The sequence below is a fragment of the Bradyrhizobium sp. USDA 3240 genome (genome assembly GCF_054063295.1).
Map to the genome: position 1 here is coordinate 7,455,939 of NZ_JBSSGD010000002.1, position 17,466 is coordinate 7,473,404.

17 protein-coding genes and 1 pseudogene are annotated in these 17,466 nt (G+C 61.4%); 12 read left to right on the forward strand and 6 right to left on the reverse strand.

Going from position 1 to position 17,466, the window contains the following annotated elements; translation table 11 throughout:
- Nucleotides 1-170: 170 nt before the first annotated feature.
- Entirely contained in the window at nucleotides 171-308 is a 138-nt protein-coding gene (locus ACVIGA_RS35665) for a hypothetical protein (RefSeq protein ID WP_456669689.1), read from the reverse strand.
- Between the two features lie 255 nt (nucleotides 309-563).
- Here ACVIGA_RS35665 and ACVIGA_RS35670 point away from each other — a divergent pair, with 255 nt between their 5' ends.
- A complete protein-coding gene (locus ACVIGA_RS35670; RefSeq protein ID WP_212310981.1) occupies nucleotides 564-803 on the forward strand; it encodes a hypothetical protein in 240 nt (79 codons plus the stop codon).
- A gap of 7 nt (nucleotides 804-810) precedes the next feature.
- On the opposite strand, the gene ACVIGA_RS35675 is transcribed toward ACVIGA_RS35670, so the two are convergent.
- Both ACVIGA_RS35675 and ACVIGA_RS35680 read right to left on the reverse strand, forming a co-directional pair.
- Nucleotides 811-2,106: a DUF892 family protein gene (locus tag ACVIGA_RS35675; RefSeq protein WP_212310980.1), complete on the reverse strand. Its 1,296-nt coding sequence runs from the start codon at nucleotides 2,104-2,106 to the stop codon at nucleotides 811-813.
- A 112-nt stretch (nucleotides 2,107-2,218) separates the two neighbouring features.
- Entirely contained in the window at nucleotides 2,219-3,226 is a 1,008-nt protein-coding gene (locus tag ACVIGA_RS35680; RefSeq protein ID WP_212310979.1) for an alpha/beta fold hydrolase, read from the reverse strand.
- A gap of 557 nt (nucleotides 3,227-3,783) precedes the next feature.
- Between ACVIGA_RS35680 and ACVIGA_RS35685 the strand changes: the two genes are divergently transcribed.
- Entirely contained in the window at nucleotides 3,784-4,110 is a 327-nt protein-coding gene (locus tag ACVIGA_RS35685) for a hypothetical protein (protein ID WP_456670960.1), read from the forward strand.
- A 19-nt stretch (nucleotides 4,111-4,129) separates the two neighbouring features.
- A complete protein-coding gene (locus ACVIGA_RS35690) occupies nucleotides 4,130-4,750 on the forward strand; it encodes a general stress protein (protein WP_456669690.1) in 621 nt (206 codons plus the stop codon).
- A 361-nt stretch (nucleotides 4,751-5,111) separates the two neighbouring features.
- Here the strand turns inward: ACVIGA_RS35690 and ACVIGA_RS35695 are convergent, their stop codons facing one another.
- On the reverse strand, nucleotides 5,112-5,618 hold the full coding sequence (locus ACVIGA_RS35695) for a DUF2147 domain-containing protein (RefSeq protein WP_456669691.1): 507 nt from the start codon (nucleotides 5,616-5,618) through the stop codon (nucleotides 5,112-5,114).
- A gap of 134 nt (nucleotides 5,619-5,752) precedes the next feature.
- Between ACVIGA_RS35695 and ACVIGA_RS35700 the strand changes: the two genes are divergently transcribed.
- The 3 genes from ACVIGA_RS35700 to dapD all read left to right on the forward strand — a co-directional run bounded on the left by ACVIGA_RS35700 (nucleotide 5,753) and on the right by dapD (nucleotide 7,710).
- Nucleotides 5,753-6,310: a DUF2975 domain-containing protein gene (locus ACVIGA_RS35700; protein ID WP_456669692.1), complete on the forward strand. Its 558-nt coding sequence runs from the start codon at nucleotides 5,753-5,755 to the stop codon at nucleotides 6,308-6,310.
- Between the two features lie 11 nt (nucleotides 6,311-6,321).
- On the forward strand, nucleotides 6,322-6,561 hold the full coding sequence (locus ACVIGA_RS35705) for a helix-turn-helix domain-containing protein (RefSeq protein ID WP_050405125.1): 240 nt from the start codon (nucleotides 6,322-6,324) through the stop codon (nucleotides 6,559-6,561).
- A gap of 177 nt (nucleotides 6,562-6,738) precedes the next feature.
- Nucleotides 6,739-7,710, forward strand: coding sequence for a 2,3,4,5-tetrahydropyridine-2,6-dicarboxylate N-succinyltransferase (dapD, locus tag ACVIGA_RS35710; RefSeq protein WP_456669693.1), 972 nt, complete (start codon nucleotides 6,739-6,741; stop codon nucleotides 7,708-7,710).
- A gap of 130 nt (nucleotides 7,711-7,840) precedes the next feature.
- Here the strand turns inward: dapD and ACVIGA_RS35715 are convergent, their stop codons facing one another.
- Nucleotides 7,841-8,815: a LysR family transcriptional regulator gene (locus ACVIGA_RS35715; protein ID WP_456669694.1), complete on the reverse strand. Its 975-nt coding sequence runs from the start codon at nucleotides 8,813-8,815 to the stop codon at nucleotides 7,841-7,843.
- Between the two features lie 113 nt (nucleotides 8,816-8,928).
- On the opposite strand from ACVIGA_RS35715, the pseudogene leuC reads away from it, so the two are divergent.
- The 3 genes and pseudogenes from leuC to ACVIGA_RS35730 all read left to right on the forward strand — a co-directional run bounded on the left by leuC (nucleotide 8,929) and on the right by ACVIGA_RS35730 (nucleotide 12,327).
- Nucleotides 8,929-10,336: pseudogene (gene leuC, locus ACVIGA_RS35720) on the forward strand (3-isopropylmalate dehydratase large subunit).
- A complete protein-coding gene (gene leuD / locus ACVIGA_RS35725; protein ID WP_223968413.1) occupies nucleotides 10,333-10,944 on the forward strand; it encodes a 3-isopropylmalate dehydratase small subunit in 612 nt (203 codons plus the stop codon). Before leuC ends, leuD begins: the two are co-directional and overlap by 4 nt.
- 60 nt (nucleotides 10,945-11,004) lie before the next feature.
- Nucleotides 11,005-12,327 carry a 2-hydroxycarboxylate transporter family protein gene (locus tag ACVIGA_RS35730; RefSeq protein ID WP_456669695.1) on the forward strand — a complete coding sequence of 441 codons (1,323 nt, stop codon included), beginning with the start codon at nucleotides 11,005-11,007 and terminating at the stop codon, nucleotides 12,325-12,327.
- Between the two features lie 54 nt (nucleotides 12,328-12,381).
- Here the strand turns inward: ACVIGA_RS35730 and ACVIGA_RS35735 are convergent, their stop codons facing one another.
- Nucleotides 12,382-12,960 (reverse strand): TetR/AcrR family transcriptional regulator, encoded by a 579-nt coding sequence (locus tag ACVIGA_RS35735; RefSeq protein WP_456669696.1) that lies wholly within the window; start codon nucleotides 12,958-12,960, stop codon nucleotides 12,382-12,384.
- A gap of 146 nt (nucleotides 12,961-13,106) precedes the next feature.
- On the opposite strand from ACVIGA_RS35735, the gene ACVIGA_RS35740 reads away from it, so the two are divergent.
- The 3 genes from ACVIGA_RS35740 to ACVIGA_RS35750 all read left to right on the forward strand — a co-directional run bounded on the left by ACVIGA_RS35740 (nucleotide 13,107) and on the right by ACVIGA_RS35750 (nucleotide 17,429).
- Nucleotides 13,107-14,000 (forward strand): oxidoreductase, encoded by an 894-nt coding sequence (locus ACVIGA_RS35740; RefSeq protein ID WP_456669697.1) that lies wholly within the window; start codon nucleotides 13,107-13,109, stop codon nucleotides 13,998-14,000.
- A gap of 2 nt (nucleotides 14,001-14,002) precedes the next feature.
- Nucleotides 14,003-14,425: an SgcJ/EcaC family oxidoreductase gene (locus ACVIGA_RS35745; protein ID WP_456669698.1), complete on the forward strand. Its 423-nt coding sequence runs from the start codon at nucleotides 14,003-14,005 to the stop codon at nucleotides 14,423-14,425.
- A gap of 400 nt (nucleotides 14,426-14,825) precedes the next feature.
- On the forward strand, nucleotides 14,826-17,429 hold the full coding sequence (locus tag ACVIGA_RS35750; protein WP_456669699.1) for an MASE1 domain-containing protein: 2,604 nt from the start codon (nucleotides 14,826-14,828) through the stop codon (nucleotides 17,427-17,429).
- Nucleotides 17,430-17,466 lie beyond the last annotated feature (37 nt).

Here is a 17,466-nt window from a genome sequence, read left to right on the forward strand (position 1 = left end):
GAGGTCGCGTGCGCATATGCCGCAGAGGACTGAAGGCGGTCACCGCAGTGAGAGTAATTCAGCGCGCAAAAAAAATGACCCCGAAAATCGGGGCCATTGGTCGAAGGTTCAATGTCAGATCGCGTCTTGCGCGAAACAGTCTCGGTGCAGCGCGCGCGGAATCGCAGGCCTCAGAGGCCGAAGCGCGGCAGGTCGCCATTGCGGTTGGAGATCTCCGCGCTCTTCATCAGCAGGCGGTCGATCGAGGCCATCAGGCGGCCGAACAGGGTGGAGGAGGGCGCGAACGCGATTGCGGTAGTCTTGGACATTGGTGTCCCCTTTCAACTGCAGGGCCAGCAACGGGCCGGCTCATCATCTGCAGTCAAACTATGTATACCAGATGCCAGAGGCAACGGACTTGTTTGCATAGCAGCATTTCGGATTGTGCAGTGCAATAGGATGGACTGGTTGGCATCCCAGATCGGGCGACGAGGGCACGGTACCCGCGGAACTGGCGAGCTCGGAATTTCCAGCAAAAATTGGCTTTTACCGAGTGTTTTGCGCCCGCTCGGCAGACGTCCGACATGGGCGATGCCGACGCCGGCCTGCGGCGTCATCCGCAGGTCGAGTCCGCCTTCGAGCTACGCCGCGTTGCGGCCACGCTGAAACTGGTTCCCCGGTTCTGGAAGGCGAGCGCTGCGGTCGGCGTGATGCTGCCAAAGACGTATTGGCAGGCGATCGAGGCGCGGCGTCAGCCAGATGGCGTTGGCGAGCGAAGCAAGGCGGCGCCCCAGGGCCGCCTTGCTTCAATATCAATGCTCTGAGGACGAGTTACCCCGCGGGTAACTCATCTTCGGACAAGGTCTGCTCGATAGCGGAAGGCATTTTCGCAACCGACATCAGCGAGCGCGCGACCTGATTGAGCAGCTGATCGGCGTTCTCCTCTTCCGCCAACGTCTTCGAAAGCAGCGCGACAATGGCACTGTAACGCAATTGCTGCGCCAGGTTGCGAGCAGTGGTGTAGCCGGCAATTTCGTAATGCTCGACGCGCTGTGCCGCGCCGATCAAGGCAAGATCCGCAGCTGCATCGTCCTTCTTGGCACTCTCCTTGATCACTTCGCCGCCCTCGTCGACGAGCCCCTGCATACCCTTGCAGGGCTTGGCGCGCGGCTTCTTGCCGAGCAACCCGAAGCACTCGTCGAGGCGGTCGACCTGTGCTTCGGTCTCGATCAGATGCATTGTGAAGAGCTCGCGGAGCTGGTCGTAGCGTGCCGCCTCGATCATCTCAGGCAATGCCTTTGTCAGTTGTTTCTCGGCATGCAAGAGGTCCCGCAGCTGATCGATCAACAGATCGTCGAAACCAACGAATGCTTCGGGTGGGGAACTCTCGGCCACGATGGAAGGTGCCGTGCCGGACTCGCCACTCTGGAGCGCCGGCGATTCCATGAAAACCCAAGCTTCACCCTCGTTCCAGGGACCTCGCGTGTCGATTTCACCGTTCTCGCCGGAACCGGTCGAATCGTTGAAGAACTGGTCGACGAGACCCGGGGTAGGAGCGATACGGCCGATACTGAAACTGGGCTTCCCCATGCTCTCAAGCGCGAGCGCGAACGCCTTCATATGGGTGATTTCCCGCGTCATCAAAAACTGCAACGCGTCCTTGGTCCCGGCGTCATCACAGAAATTGATCAGCCGTTCATAAACAATTTTGGCACGAGCCTCTGCTGCGATGTTGCTGCGCAGATCAACGTCCAGTTCGCCGGTGATCTTGAGATAGTCGGCTGTCCAGGCATTGCCTTGCGAGTTGAACAGATTGACGCCGCCGCCTCCGGCGATAGCGATCAAGGGATCGGCTTCCGCCGCTTCGCGGTCGAACTTCAAGGGTTTCAGATGCAGGCGTGCGAGGGAACCCACGACTTCGAGGTGGCTCAATTCCTCCGTTCCAATGTCCATCAGGAGGTCCTTGCGATCTGGATCTTCGCAATTGAGGCCTTGAATGGAATATTGCATGGCGGCCGCCAGCTCGCCGTTGGCGCCGCCGAACTGTTCCAGCAGCATGTTGCCGAACCGAGGATCGGGTTCATCGACCCGGACCGTGAACATGAGCTTCTTGACGTGATGATACATGGGAAGACCTTTGATGATTGGCAGGAGGACACGTGGCCAACAGGACGTTCGGTTGAACGTTCCTAACTGCGACTAGCGCCGCAGCCAGATCCGCTGCGAAGTTAGAACGCTCTCAATGCAGCGTTTCCGCCGCGGCTTCGTCGACCGCCGCCATCAGGTCGGCCGTATCCGACTGCTGAATCATATGGCCGGCTCTCGGGAGGCGGTGCATCTTGCTGTGCTTGATCTCGTCATGCAGCCTGCCGGACTGCTCGTCGATGTCGATGATGCGATCGTCCTCGCCTGCCAGGATGACGACCGGCATGGCCAATTCACCGTAGGTCTTCGCGGACAGGATCGCCGCAGGGACCATTAGCGCAGCTTCGGCGGCACTGGCGCGAAGTTGCGATGGACGCACGGCCAATGATTTTGGAAAGCGGTCGAATTTATGCGGGACGGATTTGGGTCCGAAAAGCTGCCGCAGCATGGCGGGCCACATCAGGCGGCTGAGGATCGGCGAGATTGTGTGACTGAGGATATCGCCGAATCCGGGTATTGCCGGCCCGGCCATCGCCATGATCGCGTCGGGGCGCGCCGTCGGGAAATAGTATCCTGACGCCAGTATTAGCGCTTCGACCATCGAAGGATACTTGCTCGCCAAGGCGACTGCAACGGAAGCCCCCCAGGAATGTCCGAGCACGATCGCCTTGTCGACGCCCAGGTGCGCAAGCGCGTCCCTGAAGAGATCCGCCTGGGCCGCGGGGGTCCATACGACATTGCGGGGCCTCAGGCTGTAGCCGAAGCCCGGGCGATCAAACACGATTACGCGATAGTGCCTGGCGGCGAGATCGATGAGACCACTCGTCTCAAAATCCTGGATCATGCTGCCGTTGCCATGAAGCAGGACCAGTGGCCGGCCGGACCCGCGTTCGACATAGTGCAGGCGGACGCCGTCGATTTCGATGAAACGTCCTTGTGGCGGATGATCGCGCTGCGCCTTGTCGGCAAGTCGTTGATTGACGACCGCAGCGGCAGCCATCAAGCCGACTGCCGCGACAACGGCGGATGCCATCGGATATTCCCTCAGAGCACGAACGGCGCTGACCGCCAGCGATGGCGAACGTTTTTTCAGAATGCGCATGTGACACTTTCGCTGGACGAAGCCAGCTGCTGGAGACGGGTTGCTTGCGGATCTGCGTCCTGGTCCGATTGCGATCTTGATGACGCCGACTTCTTTGTCGCGTTCTTTGTCGCGAAATTTCTTGCACAGCTCAGGCCGAGACCGGCCGGATGACTGACCGCAATGCTGGGATCGATTTCGCCATCGACGATCTTCGGCCTTGACCCTGTCGAGGACGGCTCCCGCGGCGCCGTGCCGGTCATGTCGTGCAGACGCAACAGGAGGTGCAACGATAGGTTCCTAACATCGCGAGGGGATGCGGCATGGCGGGATAGGAACGAACCTCCCACGGGCTGACTGAGCTTCATGGACGATTGGCGTGAGTAACGGGATGCGGCCGCGCAAGCTGCGAGCTCGGTCCCAGCGTGTTGATGCTGCTCGGCGCCAGCGGTGCACTTGCAGCTCTCATCGTGGGGGACACGTGGCTTACTTCAGACCCGGATCGCAAGCCGCGCGGCGATGGAGGAACCAAAGCTTCAACGGCGGCTTGGCTCACTCCTCAGACCCTGGAGAAAATTATGAAACGCCCATCAATCTTCGTTTGCATTTCTTTATTGGCGGCTGCCACGGCATTGCCGGCCTCGGCGCAGAATTCGCCGGCGCAGTCCCAGCCGAACAACAACGCGGTCAACAGTGCCGGTCAGAACAACTCCGATGCTCCTGTCGCGGGTCACAACAGTTTCACCGAAGGCCAAGCCAAATCGAAGATCGAGGATGCCGGCTACGCAAACGTCACCGAGTTGAAGAAGGACGACAACGGCGTCTGGCGCGGCCAAGCCAGCAAAGGCGGATCGGCCACGGCAGTCAGCGTCGACTTTCAAGGCAACGTCAATTCGGCCAAGTAACAAGTAACGAGGATACAAAATGACCGTTACAATTTCTCGCCTTTACGACCAATACAATGACGCCCAGCAGGCTGTTCGACGGCTCGAGGCTGAGGGCGTGCCTCATTCGGACATCAGCATCGTTGCCAATAATTCGGACAGCTGGTTCAGTTCCGACAAGAAGGTGGATCGTGACCGCGATGGTGTCGACCATCGCGCCGAAGGTGCCGGCAAGGGCGCCGGCATCGGTGCGGGGTTGGGTGGAGCCGCCGGCCTACTTGCCGGTCTCGGCTTGCTGGCCATCCCTGGCCTTGGGCCCGTTGTCGCAGCAGGCTGGCTGGCCGCGACTGCGGTCGGTGCTGCCGCGGGCGCCGCTACGGGCGGAATTGTCGGAGCGCTCACGGAGGCCGGCGTTTCAAGGGAGGATGCGGGCACCTACGCGGAAGGGGTTCGTCGCGGAGGTACGCTCGTGTCAGCGCGCGTAGCGGATGCGGAGCGGCCTCGCGTTGAGACGATACTCGACGAGTCGTCCGTCAACCTGCGTGACCGGAGTGCCGCGTGGCAAAAGGCCGGGTGGAAATCGTTCGATCCTGCCAGCCAGCCTTATGGCGCCGAAGAGATTCGCGAGGAGCGGCGGCGTTACGGTGGTTCACTGCGTTAAACAGAACGTTGCGACGGTTTGCGCGCGCAAGCCGTCGCTCTTCTATGCTTTCCCTACGAGAGGGGGCAGGGCATATCAGGGAAGCGATGTCTGCTTTGATGAATCCGGCTCGCTTGCTGGAATCTCTGATTTCTCCTCTGGCAGGTGCGGGAGACAGGCGCCGCTTTCATTGCTGTCCGCCGGCGGTCCGGCTACGCCGCGCAAGGTGCTCAACAATGCCAAACGAGCCGGGAGCTGACGCGGCTTGCTGCGGCGTCCATGGAGGCGTCGCCTTCACAAAGAAGGCCGCCCAAACGGGGCGGCCTTGAGTGACTGGGTTTGCTTTTCTTCTTGGCCGATGAAGGGTCGGGGCCAGATCCCTTCACCGCGTCCAGTCTTCGCCCGCGCATAGCGTTCCCATGCAGCCGCGAACGTTTAGCGTGCCCGACGAAACCAGTGTCACCGAGCTTTCATAGGTCTTGCCGTCATCGGCGTTGTAGATCCTGCCGGCCCATTTGTTCGGGCCTGCGGGCTGCATGTTGATGAAGAGCGAGATGCCCATCACCGGCCGGGTCCGCTGCGCGGGATCGGCATTCTTGTCGTCGCGCTGCGGCTTGCCGGTGGCCTTGTCGGTCGGCTCCTTCAGCCAGACGACGCGGCCGCACAGCGCGCTACCGCAGCGCTGGACCTTGATCCTGGCGTCACCGGACTGGGTCAGCCAGACGCCGGCCGGATCGCTGGCCTTGTCAGTGGCTTTGGCGGCATCGGCGGCGCTGCCGAGCAGCGGAATGTGGAACGCGGCCACGATCAGGCGGCGCGTGAGGTGAGCGCGGATCAGCTGTTTCAGGGTCCTGGGGAGGCCGTTAATATCTGGGGGTAACGTCATCATCCACCTTCTTCATGAAAAATTTCATGATAAACATGAAATAAATCACGTTTAAGGTTGAGTCAACAACATTACCGCAGCATGATGCTTTCAGGCCGTAACGGCCTGCAGGGCAAAAAATTATTCGGATGGGTGCAATGAGGAAATCGGTTCGCGAGCAGCGCCAGCTTTGGTTTCGCCGGCTCGATTGGGCGTTCTGGGCGATCTGGGCCGCGCTGCCTGTGGTGCTGTGGCTGGCCTATTACCGGACTACGACTGCCGCGGGCGCGATCGCCGAAAGCCTCAGCGGCGAGCAGGCGAAGTGCGCCAGCATCGTCGCCAACCCGCTGACCATGTCGACCATGGGCCAGGTGCTGTTCTGGTCGCTGTTCGCGCTTGGGGTATCGTTTTACGCCGTGCTGATCGGCATCCTTCATCGCATGGTCAACCGATTCGCCAACGGGCGGATCTTCGCGTCCGAAACGCTGCAGGGGGTGTGGTGGATGGGGATCTTTCTGGTGGCCTGGCCGTTCGTCGATACGATCACGACCAATGCGGTGCTCTATGTCTTGTATCGAACCGGCGACATCAAGTTCTTCCTGCCGAGCTACAACGTCGACGTCGGCACCATCGCGGGCGGGGTTTTCCTGATGGCGCTGAAATTCGTGCTCGAGCACGCCATCCTGCTGCAGTCCGAAAACGAGCTCACGATCTGAGGTGAATGCCGGTGCCCATCGTGGTGAACCTCGATGTCATGCTCGCAAAGCGCAAGCGCCGCCTCGGAGACCTCGCGGACGCGATCGGCATCTCGATTCAAAATCTGTCGATCCTCAAGACCGGCAAGGCCAAGGCGATGCGCTTCTCGACGCTGTCGGCGATCTGTCGCGAACTGGACTGCCGGCCGGGAGATATTCTGGAATACGTGCCGGGCGACGAGGGCGAGGCCGATGGCGGCGAAGGCGGCTGATCCGGCGCGTGATCGGTCGCGTCACGGCATTGCCGGCGGGGCGCAGCCAAACTGACAGATCCCTGATGAATCCGTCGAAAATGATCCAAAGCAAACGTGTTTGAAAGCCCGGACGTTGCCATTTTTACGAGCGCTCGCGTATGCTCCACGTGCAGGATCGTGGTGGGAGACATCCAAATGGCGATGGAGCTGAGGGGCGCGAGCGGCGAGGGATTTGCGACGATTGCTGCTGACGGTCGCGTGTTGGATTCCTGGTTTCTTCAGCTACGCCTCGTTGCGGAGAGCGGCAAGGCGGCAACGGTACGGCTGGCGAGCGACGAGATCAGCAGATCGCTGGGCGAGTCGGCAGACGGATATGCGCGACACGACGACATTCGCAATGTCGATATCGTTGCCATTCGTACAGAAATTGACACCCTTGCATCTGCGCCGATTGATGTGCACGACGCATATCTTCGACTCCACCTCCTGAGCCACCGGCTCGTCCAGCCCAATTGCATGAACCTTGACGGAATCTTCGGTCTGTTGCCCAACGTTGCCTGGACGACGCTCGGTCCCTGTGAATGCTCTCGTGTATCGGAAGCGCGCATCTTAGCGCGAAGGCGTGCCGTTGCGTTTGAGGTGACCGGCGTCGACAAGTTTCCGCGCATGACTGATTATGTCACGCCTGCGGACGTGAGAATTGCAGATGCGGATCGCGTAAGGCTTGGGGCTTACCTGGCTCCGGGCACGACCGTCATGCATGAAGGCTTTTGCAATTTCAATGCGGGCACGCTCGGTCCCTGCATGGTCGAAGGCCGGATAAGCGCCGGTGTGGTTGTCGGAAGCGGCAGCGACGTTGGTGGCGGAGCGTCGATCATGGGCACTCTGTCCGGAGGAGGGAAAGAGAGGATTACAGTCGGCGAGCGCTGTCTGATCGGAGCCAACGCCGGTATCGGCATTGCGTTGGGTGACGATTGTATCGTCGAAGCGGGCTGTTATGTCACGGCCGGCGCGCGCATCCTTTTGGAAGATGGCCGAGTATTGAAAGCCAAAGAACTCTCGGGCCAGAAGGGCCTTCTATTCCGTCGTAATTCCCAGAGCGGCGCTCTTGAGGCAACCCGACGTACACCCAATTGGGGCGGCCTCAACTCGCAACTGCACGGCTAGGCAGTTCAATCGAAGAAGTCGCCGGCGACAATTGTGGCGCGTCGGCGATGTCGCCTTCTGGTCCATCGTGACATTTGTTGTCATCGCAGAAAAGCGGTCGGTGTCGGGTCGAACCGACATCGACGAAGGTTTATGGGTGCGCGCCCTTTGATCGACCGCGGCGCAAACGAGCGACCTTGGCGTCGCGATTCCGGGCCGGGCGCTCCTGAACGTGCTTCCAGAACGCCTCTGCCGCGGGCGTCAGCCGCGATCGCGGACGAAACACCCGGATCTCAATCGGGATATGCCATTCCGGACTGCCCGCCGCGACCAACTCGCCCGACGCAAGCTGATCGGTGATGAGGCTCTCCGGAAGCCAGGCCATCCCGCGGCCGGCTTGCACCATCGTGACGAGGAGTTTTGCGAGGTGCGAGGTGAATGCCGGCTTCAAATGCGCTTGCAGCGGTGATGCCGAGCGGACGGCATCCAGAATCCTTCCCATGCCCGACTCGGTCTTGAAGCTCAGGAATGTCACGGGCGCAGAGCTGGTTCCGGGCAATCTGAATCGAGGAGCCTTGCCCGACTTCGAGCCCGGTACGGAGGCCGGTATCAGGCGATCATTGCCGACGTGAATCGACAGGAAATGCGAATTCGTCAGCGTAGTCGCAGCAGCCGCATGATGATGGCAAAGCAGGAAATGGACTTCGCCCGCAAGCAGCATGCGCTCGCAGGCCTCCATATGGTTGGCGACGAGCTGGACGTTCGGCACAAAGGAAAGCGCCATCTCGATCTGCCGAAGCCAATCCGGGAAGAAGGTCAACGACAGCGCATTGGTCGATGCGAACTTCAGGGCATCGGACGAGCCGCGCGCCAGCTCTTGCGCTTCGAGCCGGCAGGCGGCGAGCCGCCGCACGATGTCTTCAGCCGTCAGGCGGAAAGCTTCGCCGGCAGCGGTGAGATGCACGACATGTGTCGTGCGTTCGAACAGTGCTGCGCCGGTCCATAGCTCCAGTGCCTTGATTCTCCGGCTGAGCGCAGGTTGCGACGAATTTCGTTCCTCCGCGGCACGCGAGAAGCTGCGCGCCGTCGCCACCGCAATGAAGTCGTGCAGCCAATTGATTTCCATGATCCGGCCTGCTTATGCAAATTTTGCATAATCATATCATGACGTGACATTGGATTTCCAGAACCCAGGCCTGCACCCTCGCCGAAAGTCAGATTTTCCATTCGGGAGGCGGAATGCTGGGGCGCACGCTCTACGACAAGCTGGTCGACGCGCATGTGGTGCGGCGGATCGACGACGACGGTCTCGTTCTGCTCTACGTCGATCGCACGGTGCTCAACGAGTACACCAGTCCGCAGGCTTTCGCAGGACTGCGCGCCGCCGGGCGAAAGGTCTGGAATCCGTCGGCAGCCCTCATGGTCGTCGACCATGTCAATCCGACTGCGGCAAGTCGAACGCGCCGGATGCCCGACGCCGACGCGGCGCGGCAGGTCGACTATTTCGCCGAGAACGCGCGCGATTTCGGCATCGAGTATTTCGACATCATGGATCCCCGGCAAGGCATCGAGCACGTCGTTGCGCCGGACCAGGGCCTGGTGATGCCGGGAATGGTGATCGCTGCGGGAGACAGCCACACCACGGCCTACGGCGCGTTCGGCGCGCTCGGCTACGGGATCGGCACCTCCGACATCGAGCACTATTTGGCGACCTCGACGGTTCGCTACCGTCGCCTGAAGACGATGCGCATCAACGTGACCGGGCACCTGCCGCTCGGGGTCACGCCCAAGGACATCGTCATGGAGATCATCCGGCGCGTCGGCGCGGACGGTGCGACCGGCTATGCGGTCGAGTTCGCGGGGCCCGCCGTGCGCGACATGAGCGTCGAAGGGGCGCATCGTGATGTCGATCATGATCGTCGAGGCCGGCGCACGCGGCGTCGTCATCGCGCCCGACCAGAAGGTGCTCGATTATCTCGAGGGACGGCCGCGGGCTCCAAAAGGCGAGATGTGGGACCGTGCTGCCCGCGCCTGGTTGCAGCTTGGCTCCGATCCCGACGCCCGGTTCGACCGCGAAATGACGGTCGACGCCGGAGAGGTCGCGCCGGTCGTGACGTGGGGCACCAGTCCCGATCAGGCGATCGCGGTCACCGGTCAGGTGCCGGATCCGGAAAACAACGCCGCTGCCGTCCGTGCCTTGAGCTATATGGGGTTGCAGGCGGGCACGCCGATTCAATCGGTCCCGATCGATTTCGCCTTCATCGGCTCGTGCACGAATTCCCGCATCGAGGACCTGCGCGAGGCAGCAAAGGTTTTCCGAGGCCGCCATGTCGCGACGGGTGTTCGCGCGATCGTCGTTCCCGGCTCGACGCAGGTCAGAGTGCAGGCCGAAATCGAAGGGATCGCTCAGATCCTGATCGATGCCGGCGTCGAGTGGCGGCAGTCCGGCTGCTCGATGTGCCTTGCGATGAACGACGACATTCTTGCGCCGGGTCAGCGATCCGCTTCATCGACCAACCGCAATTTCGAGGGGCGTCAGGGCCCCGGCGCCCGGACCCATTTAATGAGCCCCGCGATGGTCGCGGCTGCGGCCGTCACCGGTCGCATCACCGACGTGCGCGCCCTGATCAAGGAAGGTGCGCAATGACGCCGTTCCATTGCGTGACCGGAACCGCGGCGCCGATGATGACGCCCAATGTCGATACCGACGTGATCATGCCCAAGATGTTCCTCAAGGGGATCGATCGCAGCGGGCTCGGCGAGGGGGTTTTCAATCTCCTTCGCTTCAACGCGGGCAGGCCAAACCCCGACTTCGTCTTGAACCGGGACGGATACCGCGACGCCTCTTTCCTTGTGGTCGGTCCGAATTTCGGCTGCGGATCGAGCCGCGAGCACGCGGTATGGGGACTTCAGCAACTCGGCATCCGCGCCCTGATCGGCACGACGTTCGCCGGCATCTTCAACGACAATTGCGCCAACAACGGCCTGCTCACGATCAGCCTCGATGCGGCCACGTGCGGCGCTCTCGCCGATGCCGTCTCCGATCCGGCAAGCAACCGCCTCACCGTCGATCTCGAGCAACAGACCATCCGGATCGAGGGCGGCGATGGCCGGAGCGTGCCCTTCGGGATCGAGGCCGCCAGGAAAGAGGCGTTCCTCACGGGACGGGATGCGATCGGCTCCACGCTCGCCTTTGCCGACGACATCCGCGCCTTCGAGGCCCGGCACAGGGCTGAGAATCCCTGGATGTTCTGAGCCGGACGCCGTGCGCCGTGGCGATGCTCAACGACTAAAAAACCATCGAGGGAGGCTTTCTTGACCGACACGACCGTTAAACTCAACGATGCGACGGACTCGCCCGGCTCGTCCGCATCTGCCGCACTGAAGATCGGACCGTTGCCGATTGGTGTCTATCTATTCGCTGCGTTTGTCTGCGCGGTCGCCGTCTATTCGGGAAAGCTTCCGAACGACGTGATCGGTGGCCTTTCCGTCCTGATGCTGCTTGGCTTCCTTCTCGGCAAGCTCGGCCAGACCATTCCGGTCCTGAAGCAAATCGGCGGCACGGCGATCTTGTGCCTGTTCGTTCCCGCGGCGCTCGTCAGCTACGGACTGATGCCCGAGCCTGCCCTCAAGGCCATCACGACGACGTTTCGTACCGCCAACTTTCAGTATTTCTTCATCGCCTGTCTCGTCGCAGGCTCGATCCTGGGGATGCCCCACCGCGTCCTGGTGCAGGGCTTTCTCAAGATGTTCATTCCGCTGCTGATCGGGACCCTGAGCGCGGTCGCGATCGGCATCGCCGTCGGCGTGCTGTTCGGTCACAGCCCGAGGGATACGTTCTTCTTCGTGATCATACCGATCATCGGGGGCGGTCTGGCGGAAGGCGTGTTGCCGCTGTCCATCGCTTACTCGGAAATGCTTCATCAGCCGCAGGCCGACCTTGTCGCGCAGATGGTCCCTGCGGCATTGCTGGGAAATGTGGTTGCCATCGTCACCGCCGGATTGCTTGTTCGGCTGGGCGAGAAGCGACGGGACCTCAATGGTCAGGGCATGCTGGTCAAGACCGGAGATGAAGGCATCCTCGGTCCCGCGCGATCCGATCGTCCGATCGATCTCGGCCTTCTCGGAGCCGGAATCGTGCTGTCGTGCGTGCTGTTCGTGCTCGGCATGGTGCTGGCGCCGTACACCGGCATTCCCGGACCGATCCTCATGATCATCGCAGCCGTCATCCTCAAGCTGACGAGGACGCTTCCCGCCGAGATGGAACTCGGCGCCTACCAGATCAACAAATTCATGTCGACCAATCTCACCTTTGCGATCCTGGTCGCGATGGGGACGTTGCTTGTGTCGTGGCAGCAGCTCGTCGCGTCGTTCAATCCCGGCTACATCTCGATCTGCACCGCGACCGTGCTCGCAATGACGGCGTCCGGGTTCTTCGTCGGAAAGTGGCTGAACATGTATCCGATCGAGGCTGCGGTCGTGACGGCATGCCATTCCGGACTGGGAGGCACCGGCGACGTCGCCATCCTCGGAGCCGCCGATCGCATGGGGCTGATGGCCTTTGCCCAGATATCGACGCGCGTCGGAGGGGCAATCATGATCGTGATCGCGACCCTGCTGATGAAGGCGCTGTCCTGATGGCCGCGCGCGGCGTGATCGACCGGAAGGCCGCGCCGCCAGGCCGCATCTTGCTCAGCTTGCAGCCGCGCCTGGCCGGAGCAGGGCGCGCATCAACTCCTCGACGAGGGCTGTCGCCTTGGGCCAGCGCAAGGTCGGCTTGTTGATCTGGAGCGAGATCACGCCGTGGGTCGCCGCCCACAGCAGCAGTGACAGCCGTTCTGCATCTTCCGCCTCGCGGCCGGGCGTCGCCGCAAGGATATCCTTGATCAGCGCCACCACGCGGATCTGGATCGCACGCCCGAACGTTGCTGCTTTCGGATCGCTCAGGCCGGATATCACGCGGCCTTCGTAAAGCATCTTGTAATGGCCCGGCCGTTCCAGCCCGAAACGGACTGTGGCGAAGACGCCGGCACGCAGGCGCTCCCATGCACCGCTGCCGGCTGCCTCTTCCGCCTTGGTGCGCAGCTCGACGAGTTCATCGAACAGCTTTTGCAGAACCGCAAGCAGCAGCGCGTCGCGATCGGCGAAGTGCGGATAGACCGACGGCGCGGCGATGCCGGCCTGTTTGGCGACCGCGCGCAGTGAAACGCCTTCGCATGAGCCGGCTTTTTCGATCAGCGTAATGGCGGCCATGAGGATGTCCTCGCGCAATTGTCCGCCTTCGCCTCTCGCATTCCGTTGACGCGCCTTCATCCGATTCCTTTGGCTGATGCCTGTAACCTTACGCGCGTTCGGCTTGACCTGTAAACTTAACGTATGTAAGCTAACATATGTAAGTTCATGAAATCGGAGATCCGATGACGACCACCATATCCTCAGGCGGCGCCTTCACGCCCGCCGGCACCACCTTGACGCTCAATCGTATGGGCTTTGGCGCAATGCAGTTGACGGGGCCCATGGTATGGGGGCCACCCAAGGACCACTCAGCCGCGCTTGCCGTTCCGCGGGAGGCTGTCCGCTGCGGCGTCAACCACATCGATACGAGCGACTATTACGGTCCGCACATCGCCAATCAGATCATCAAGGAAGCTCTGCACCCTTACCCCGCCGGCCTCACCATCGTGACCAAGGTCGGCGCGCGCCGGGGTCCGGACAAATCCTGGCCCCAGGCGATCTCCCGGCAGGAATTGATCGACGCCGTGCACGACAATCTGCGCAATCTCGGCCTTGATGTGCTCGATGTCGTCAATCTGCGCCTCGGCGGCCAATTCGGCCCCGACGACAGTTCGGTGGAAGCGCCGCTCTCCGTGCTGGCCGAATTGCAGCAGCGAGGTTTGATCCGCCATATCGGCCTCAGCAACATTTCCCATGCGCAGTTCGAAGAAGGCAGCAGGATCGCCGCCATCGTCTGCGTGCAGAACCACTATAATCTGGCGCATCGCATCGACGACGCCTTGATCGACGACCTCGCGGCCAGGCAGATCGCCTATGTGCCGTTTTTCCCGCTGGGCGGATTCCGCCCGCTCAACTCGCCCATTCTGGACGGCGTCGCGCAGAGCCTCGGCGCAACGACCCGTCAGGTCGCGCTCGCATGGTTGCTGCAGCGCGCGCCGAACGTGCTGTTGATCGCCGGCACGTCATCGGTCGCGCATCTCCACCAGAATTTTGCAGCCGGCGCTCTGCAACTGCCGCCCGAGACGATCGCGCAGCTCGACAGCATCGCAGCAGCCAGCAAGCAGGGGCAACATTGACAATGAGCGACAAGACTTCCGCGCCCGCTGACCGGGCGCGTAACGCAATCAGTGCATTGCTCGGCGATATCAAGGCCGCCTGGGCCACCAACGACGCGGACAGGTTGGCGCAGGCCTTCGCGGAGGACGCGATTTTCGTCCCGTTCAACGGTTCGCGCCTGCTCGGCCGCGCGGCGATCGCCGAGTTTCACATGCGGCCCTTCGCAACGGAGCTTCAGGGATCGCGGCTCCTCGTCGATCTCGTCGACATCCGCCCGCTGTCGGAGACGCTTTATCTCGTCGCGACCAGCGGTGGACCGGCGAGGCGGGGGCAGGAGAGCCCTCCTCAGGCGACGCAGAGCTATATCTGCCGGGATATCGGCGACCGATGGGCCATCCTGTTCTTCCAGAACACGCCCGTTCGCTCGCCTCCCGGCGCTCCCTGACTATTTCAGGATGCGAAGCAGATTAGTGTCTCCGCTTCCCCGTTAGAGTTCCGCTGCCCCTCGTAAATCACGGCTGCGGTTTGCCCGTTTTGCCCAGATAAGATGCAGATGGGGCGCAGGTTCGCTTCCGACCCGAAGCGGTCATGAGAGCGGCAGCGAGAGTTCTTGCGCCAACGGCGAAAATGATTGCTGATGATCCGACCGAAACGCGGCGGGATCGGATCGATTCGTAGTCCGGATACCACCGCGCGCGTAGCGTACCACCGCCGTTAGGTCAACGGTGCTGCCCGATGGCCTCTCGTTCCGAAGTTGCCTAGCGCCTCTCTACTCACGATCGTGCGGCCATGTTTTGGTCAAAACTGCGTCCGCATTGTTGAGATGCCCACTGCAAAGGCTCGCGATGGAAAGGGCAACGTTCGCCAAGGCCGGGATTTTCGCTTTTGGCGACGCGCGGAGCGTTGCGACCTACGCGGTCGAAATCCTGATAGTTGCCGCAATTTATGCTGGCGTTGCCGAATCCGCGCGGTTCCTTCCCGCAATAAATCCAACCGCGACACCGCTATGGCCACCAACCGGGCTTGCGCTCGCCCTGGTCCTGCTGCGCGGCTACCGGATCTGGCCCGCGATCGTGGTGGGGGCCATCTCTTCGTATCTCATGGCCGACCGATCGCTCCTGGAGTTCGGCGCCGCCGGGATCGGCAGCCTCCTTGCCGCATGTGCCGGGACATGGTTGATCGGCCGCTGGTCGAACGGTCGCCAGACGTTTGCCACACCATCCGGTGTCGCAAAGTTTGCAATCATTTCCTTTGCGCCGACCACGATGATCAGTTCAGCCATCGCCTTGGCCGGCTTCACGTTCGCCAACGAATCGAATTTTTCCGATTCCGTCGTGGCCGGGGTGACCTGGTGGCTTGCGGACGCTGCCGGCGCCCTGGTGATTGCTCCGGTCATCGTGCTCTGGGCGACGATGCCCTTACGCATTGCTTCCAGATGGGCGCTGTTGGAATCGATTACGGTCGCTGCTCTCGCCGGTATGATCGGGCTCGCGGCTTACAGCCCGCTGATCGGTAGCGATCTCGTCAGCAACGGCCTCGACGTGTTGCTGCCACATCGGAGCCTTCTGGGCTTTCTGGTTCTGCTGCCCTTGATCTGGGCCGCTCTGCGCGGCGATCGATGCACCGTGGCGACGGCCGCGTTCATTTTCATCGGAACCGCCGTGTGGGGGTTCTCGGTGGGGAATGATCCATTTCCGAAAATCGATCCGAACGGAGCGCTGTTATCCCTGCTCGTGCTTTCGATCATCGTGTCGGCGCCGCCTCTTGCCCTGGCCGCGGCAAGCGCGACGCGCCAGGCCAGGGAGGCCCATTTGCTTTCCGTCCAGGACCAGCTGAACGGCCAACTTGAACGGAAAGCGTTGGCGCTCGACAGCATTAGACGGCACTTCCAGACCCTGATCGAAGGCGTCGTCGACTATGCAATTTTTGCGCTTGATCGAGAAGGACACGTGACGAGCTGGAATAGCACCGCTCAAACGATCATCGGCTACAGCTCGGAAGAAATCATCGGCAAGCACTTCGGGATATTCTATCGGCCGGATGAACGCCGCGCGGGTTCTCCGACACACGCGCTGGAGTCGGCAATCGAAAGCGGCAAGTACGACGTAGAGGGTTGGCGTATCAGGAAGAATGGTACGCCGTTTTTCATCACGGGCTCAGTCTCATCGAGCCATGATGACGCAGGAAATCTGATCGGTTTTATCAGTATCCTGCGCGACGCGACGGAGCGCCGCGATGCGGAGGAAAAGCTGGTCCAGGCGCGCGAACAGCTCGCGATGTCTCAGAAGATGGAGGCAATCGGCAAGCTGACCGGCGGGATCGCGCACGACTTCAACAATCTATTGATGATCATCGGAGGCAGCGCCCAGATATTTCAACGCCTGCTTGATCCAAAACTGCCAAAAGCCATCGACGCCATACAAACCGCAGCCAAACGGGGCGAGAGTCTCACGCGCCAATTGTTGACATTCTCTCGTCACCAGCATCTCAGCCCGACGGTCGTCGATCTGAATGCGTCCATCAAGAACATGCGGACCATGATCGAGAGCTCGCTGCGTGGCAACATCGTGTACAACGAGAACGTTGGCGACGGCGTTTCGCCGGTCAAGGTTGACCTTGCCGAACTTGAACTTGCGATCGTCAACATTGCCGTCAATGCGCGAGACGCAATGACAAGCGGCGGCACATTCGCGTTGTCGGTCCACGCGGTCACCGCAAATCAGGAAACCGGCGGCGATCGCCGTGGCAAGGCCTTCTTTGCGATCACACTTGGCGATACGGGCACCGGTATTCCGCCAAATCTTCTGTCCAAGATGTTCGATCCGTTTTTCACGACCAAGGAGGTCGGCAAGGGGACCGGGCTCGGTTTGTCCCAGGTTTACGGTTTTGCGCACCAGGCGGGCGGGACGGTGACGGCGGACAGCAAGGTTGGGCAAGGAACAACGATTACAATCTATCTACCGTCCTGTGCGGACGAGCAGATCGCCAACAAGGAGCTCGCCGCCGCCCGGGCAAGGCCACGGCAGCCGCCGCGGCAGACGGTCCTCGTTGTCGACGACAGCCCCGAAGTGGCGGATGTGACATCATCGCTGTTCGAGCATCTGGGCTATGAAACCATCTATCGAGATTCGGCCGAAGCGGCATTGAAGCTGCTCGATACCGGTACAAGGATCGATCTCGTCTTCAGCGATATCGTCATGCCAGGGACCATCGATGGCGTCGGGCTCGCGAGAGAAGTTCGGTCGCGGTACCCCGGTTTGCCGATAGCCCTTACGACCGGTTACAGCGATGCCGCAAAAGCCGCTCCGCCAAGTCTGAAAATACTCCGCAAGCCATTCGATACCGAGGCGCTGAGAGATTTTATCCAGGATCTTGCGCCGGCGAGATCGACGCGCTCGTCCGGCATACCTTTGGCGTCAGGGACTTCCGACGCAGCGCGCAGAAGTTGACCGGTCGCACCATCATGAGGGTCTTGATCTCATCAAT

Coding starts and splice junctions, on each gene's coding strand:
- ACVIGA_RS35665 (WP_456669689.1), bottom strand. CDS start 308: ATGTCCAAGACTACCGCAATCGCGTTCGCGCCCTCCTCCACCCTGTTC.
- ACVIGA_RS35670 (WP_212310981.1), top strand. CDS start 564: ATGGGCGATGCCGACGCCGGCCTGCGGCGTCATCCGCAGGTCGAGTCC.
- ACVIGA_RS35675 (WP_212310980.1), bottom strand. CDS start 2,106: ATGTATCATCACGTCAAGAAGCTCATGTTCACGGTCCGGGTCGATGAA.
- ACVIGA_RS35680 (WP_212310979.1), bottom strand. CDS start 3,226: ATGCGCATTCTGAAAAAACGTTCGCCATCGCTGGCGGTCAGCGCCGTT.
- ACVIGA_RS35685 (WP_456670960.1), top strand. CDS start 3,784: ATGAAACGCCCATCAATCTTCGTTTGCATTTCTTTATTGGCGGCTGCC.
- ACVIGA_RS35690 (WP_456669690.1), top strand. CDS start 4,130: ATGACCGTTACAATTTCTCGCCTTTACGACCAATACAATGACGCCCAG.
- ACVIGA_RS35695 (WP_456669691.1), bottom strand. CDS start 5,618: ATGATGACGTTACCCCCAGATATTAACGGCCTCCCCAGGACCCTGAAA.
- ACVIGA_RS35700 (WP_456669692.1), top strand. CDS start 5,753: ATGAGGAAATCGGTTCGCGAGCAGCGCCAGCTTTGGTTTCGCCGGCTC.
- dapD (WP_456669693.1), top strand. CDS start 6,739: ATGGCGATGGAGCTGAGGGGCGCGAGCGGCGAGGGATTTGCGACGATT.
- ACVIGA_RS35715 (WP_456669694.1), bottom strand. CDS start 8,815: ATGGAAATCAATTGGCTGCACGACTTCATTGCGGTGGCGACGGCGCGC.
- leuD (WP_223968413.1), top strand. CDS start 10,333: ATGACGCCGTTCCATTGCGTGACCGGAACCGCGGCGCCGATGATGACG.
- ACVIGA_RS35740 (WP_456669697.1), top strand. CDS start 13,107: ATGACGACCACCATATCCTCAGGCGGCGCCTTCACGCCCGCCGGCACC.
- ACVIGA_RS35745 (WP_456669698.1), top strand. CDS start 14,003: ATGAGCGACAAGACTTCCGCGCCCGCTGACCGGGCGCGTAACGCAATC.
- ACVIGA_RS35750 (WP_456669699.1), top strand. CDS start 14,826: ATGGAAAGGGCAACGTTCGCCAAGGCCGGGATTTTCGCTTTTGGCGAC.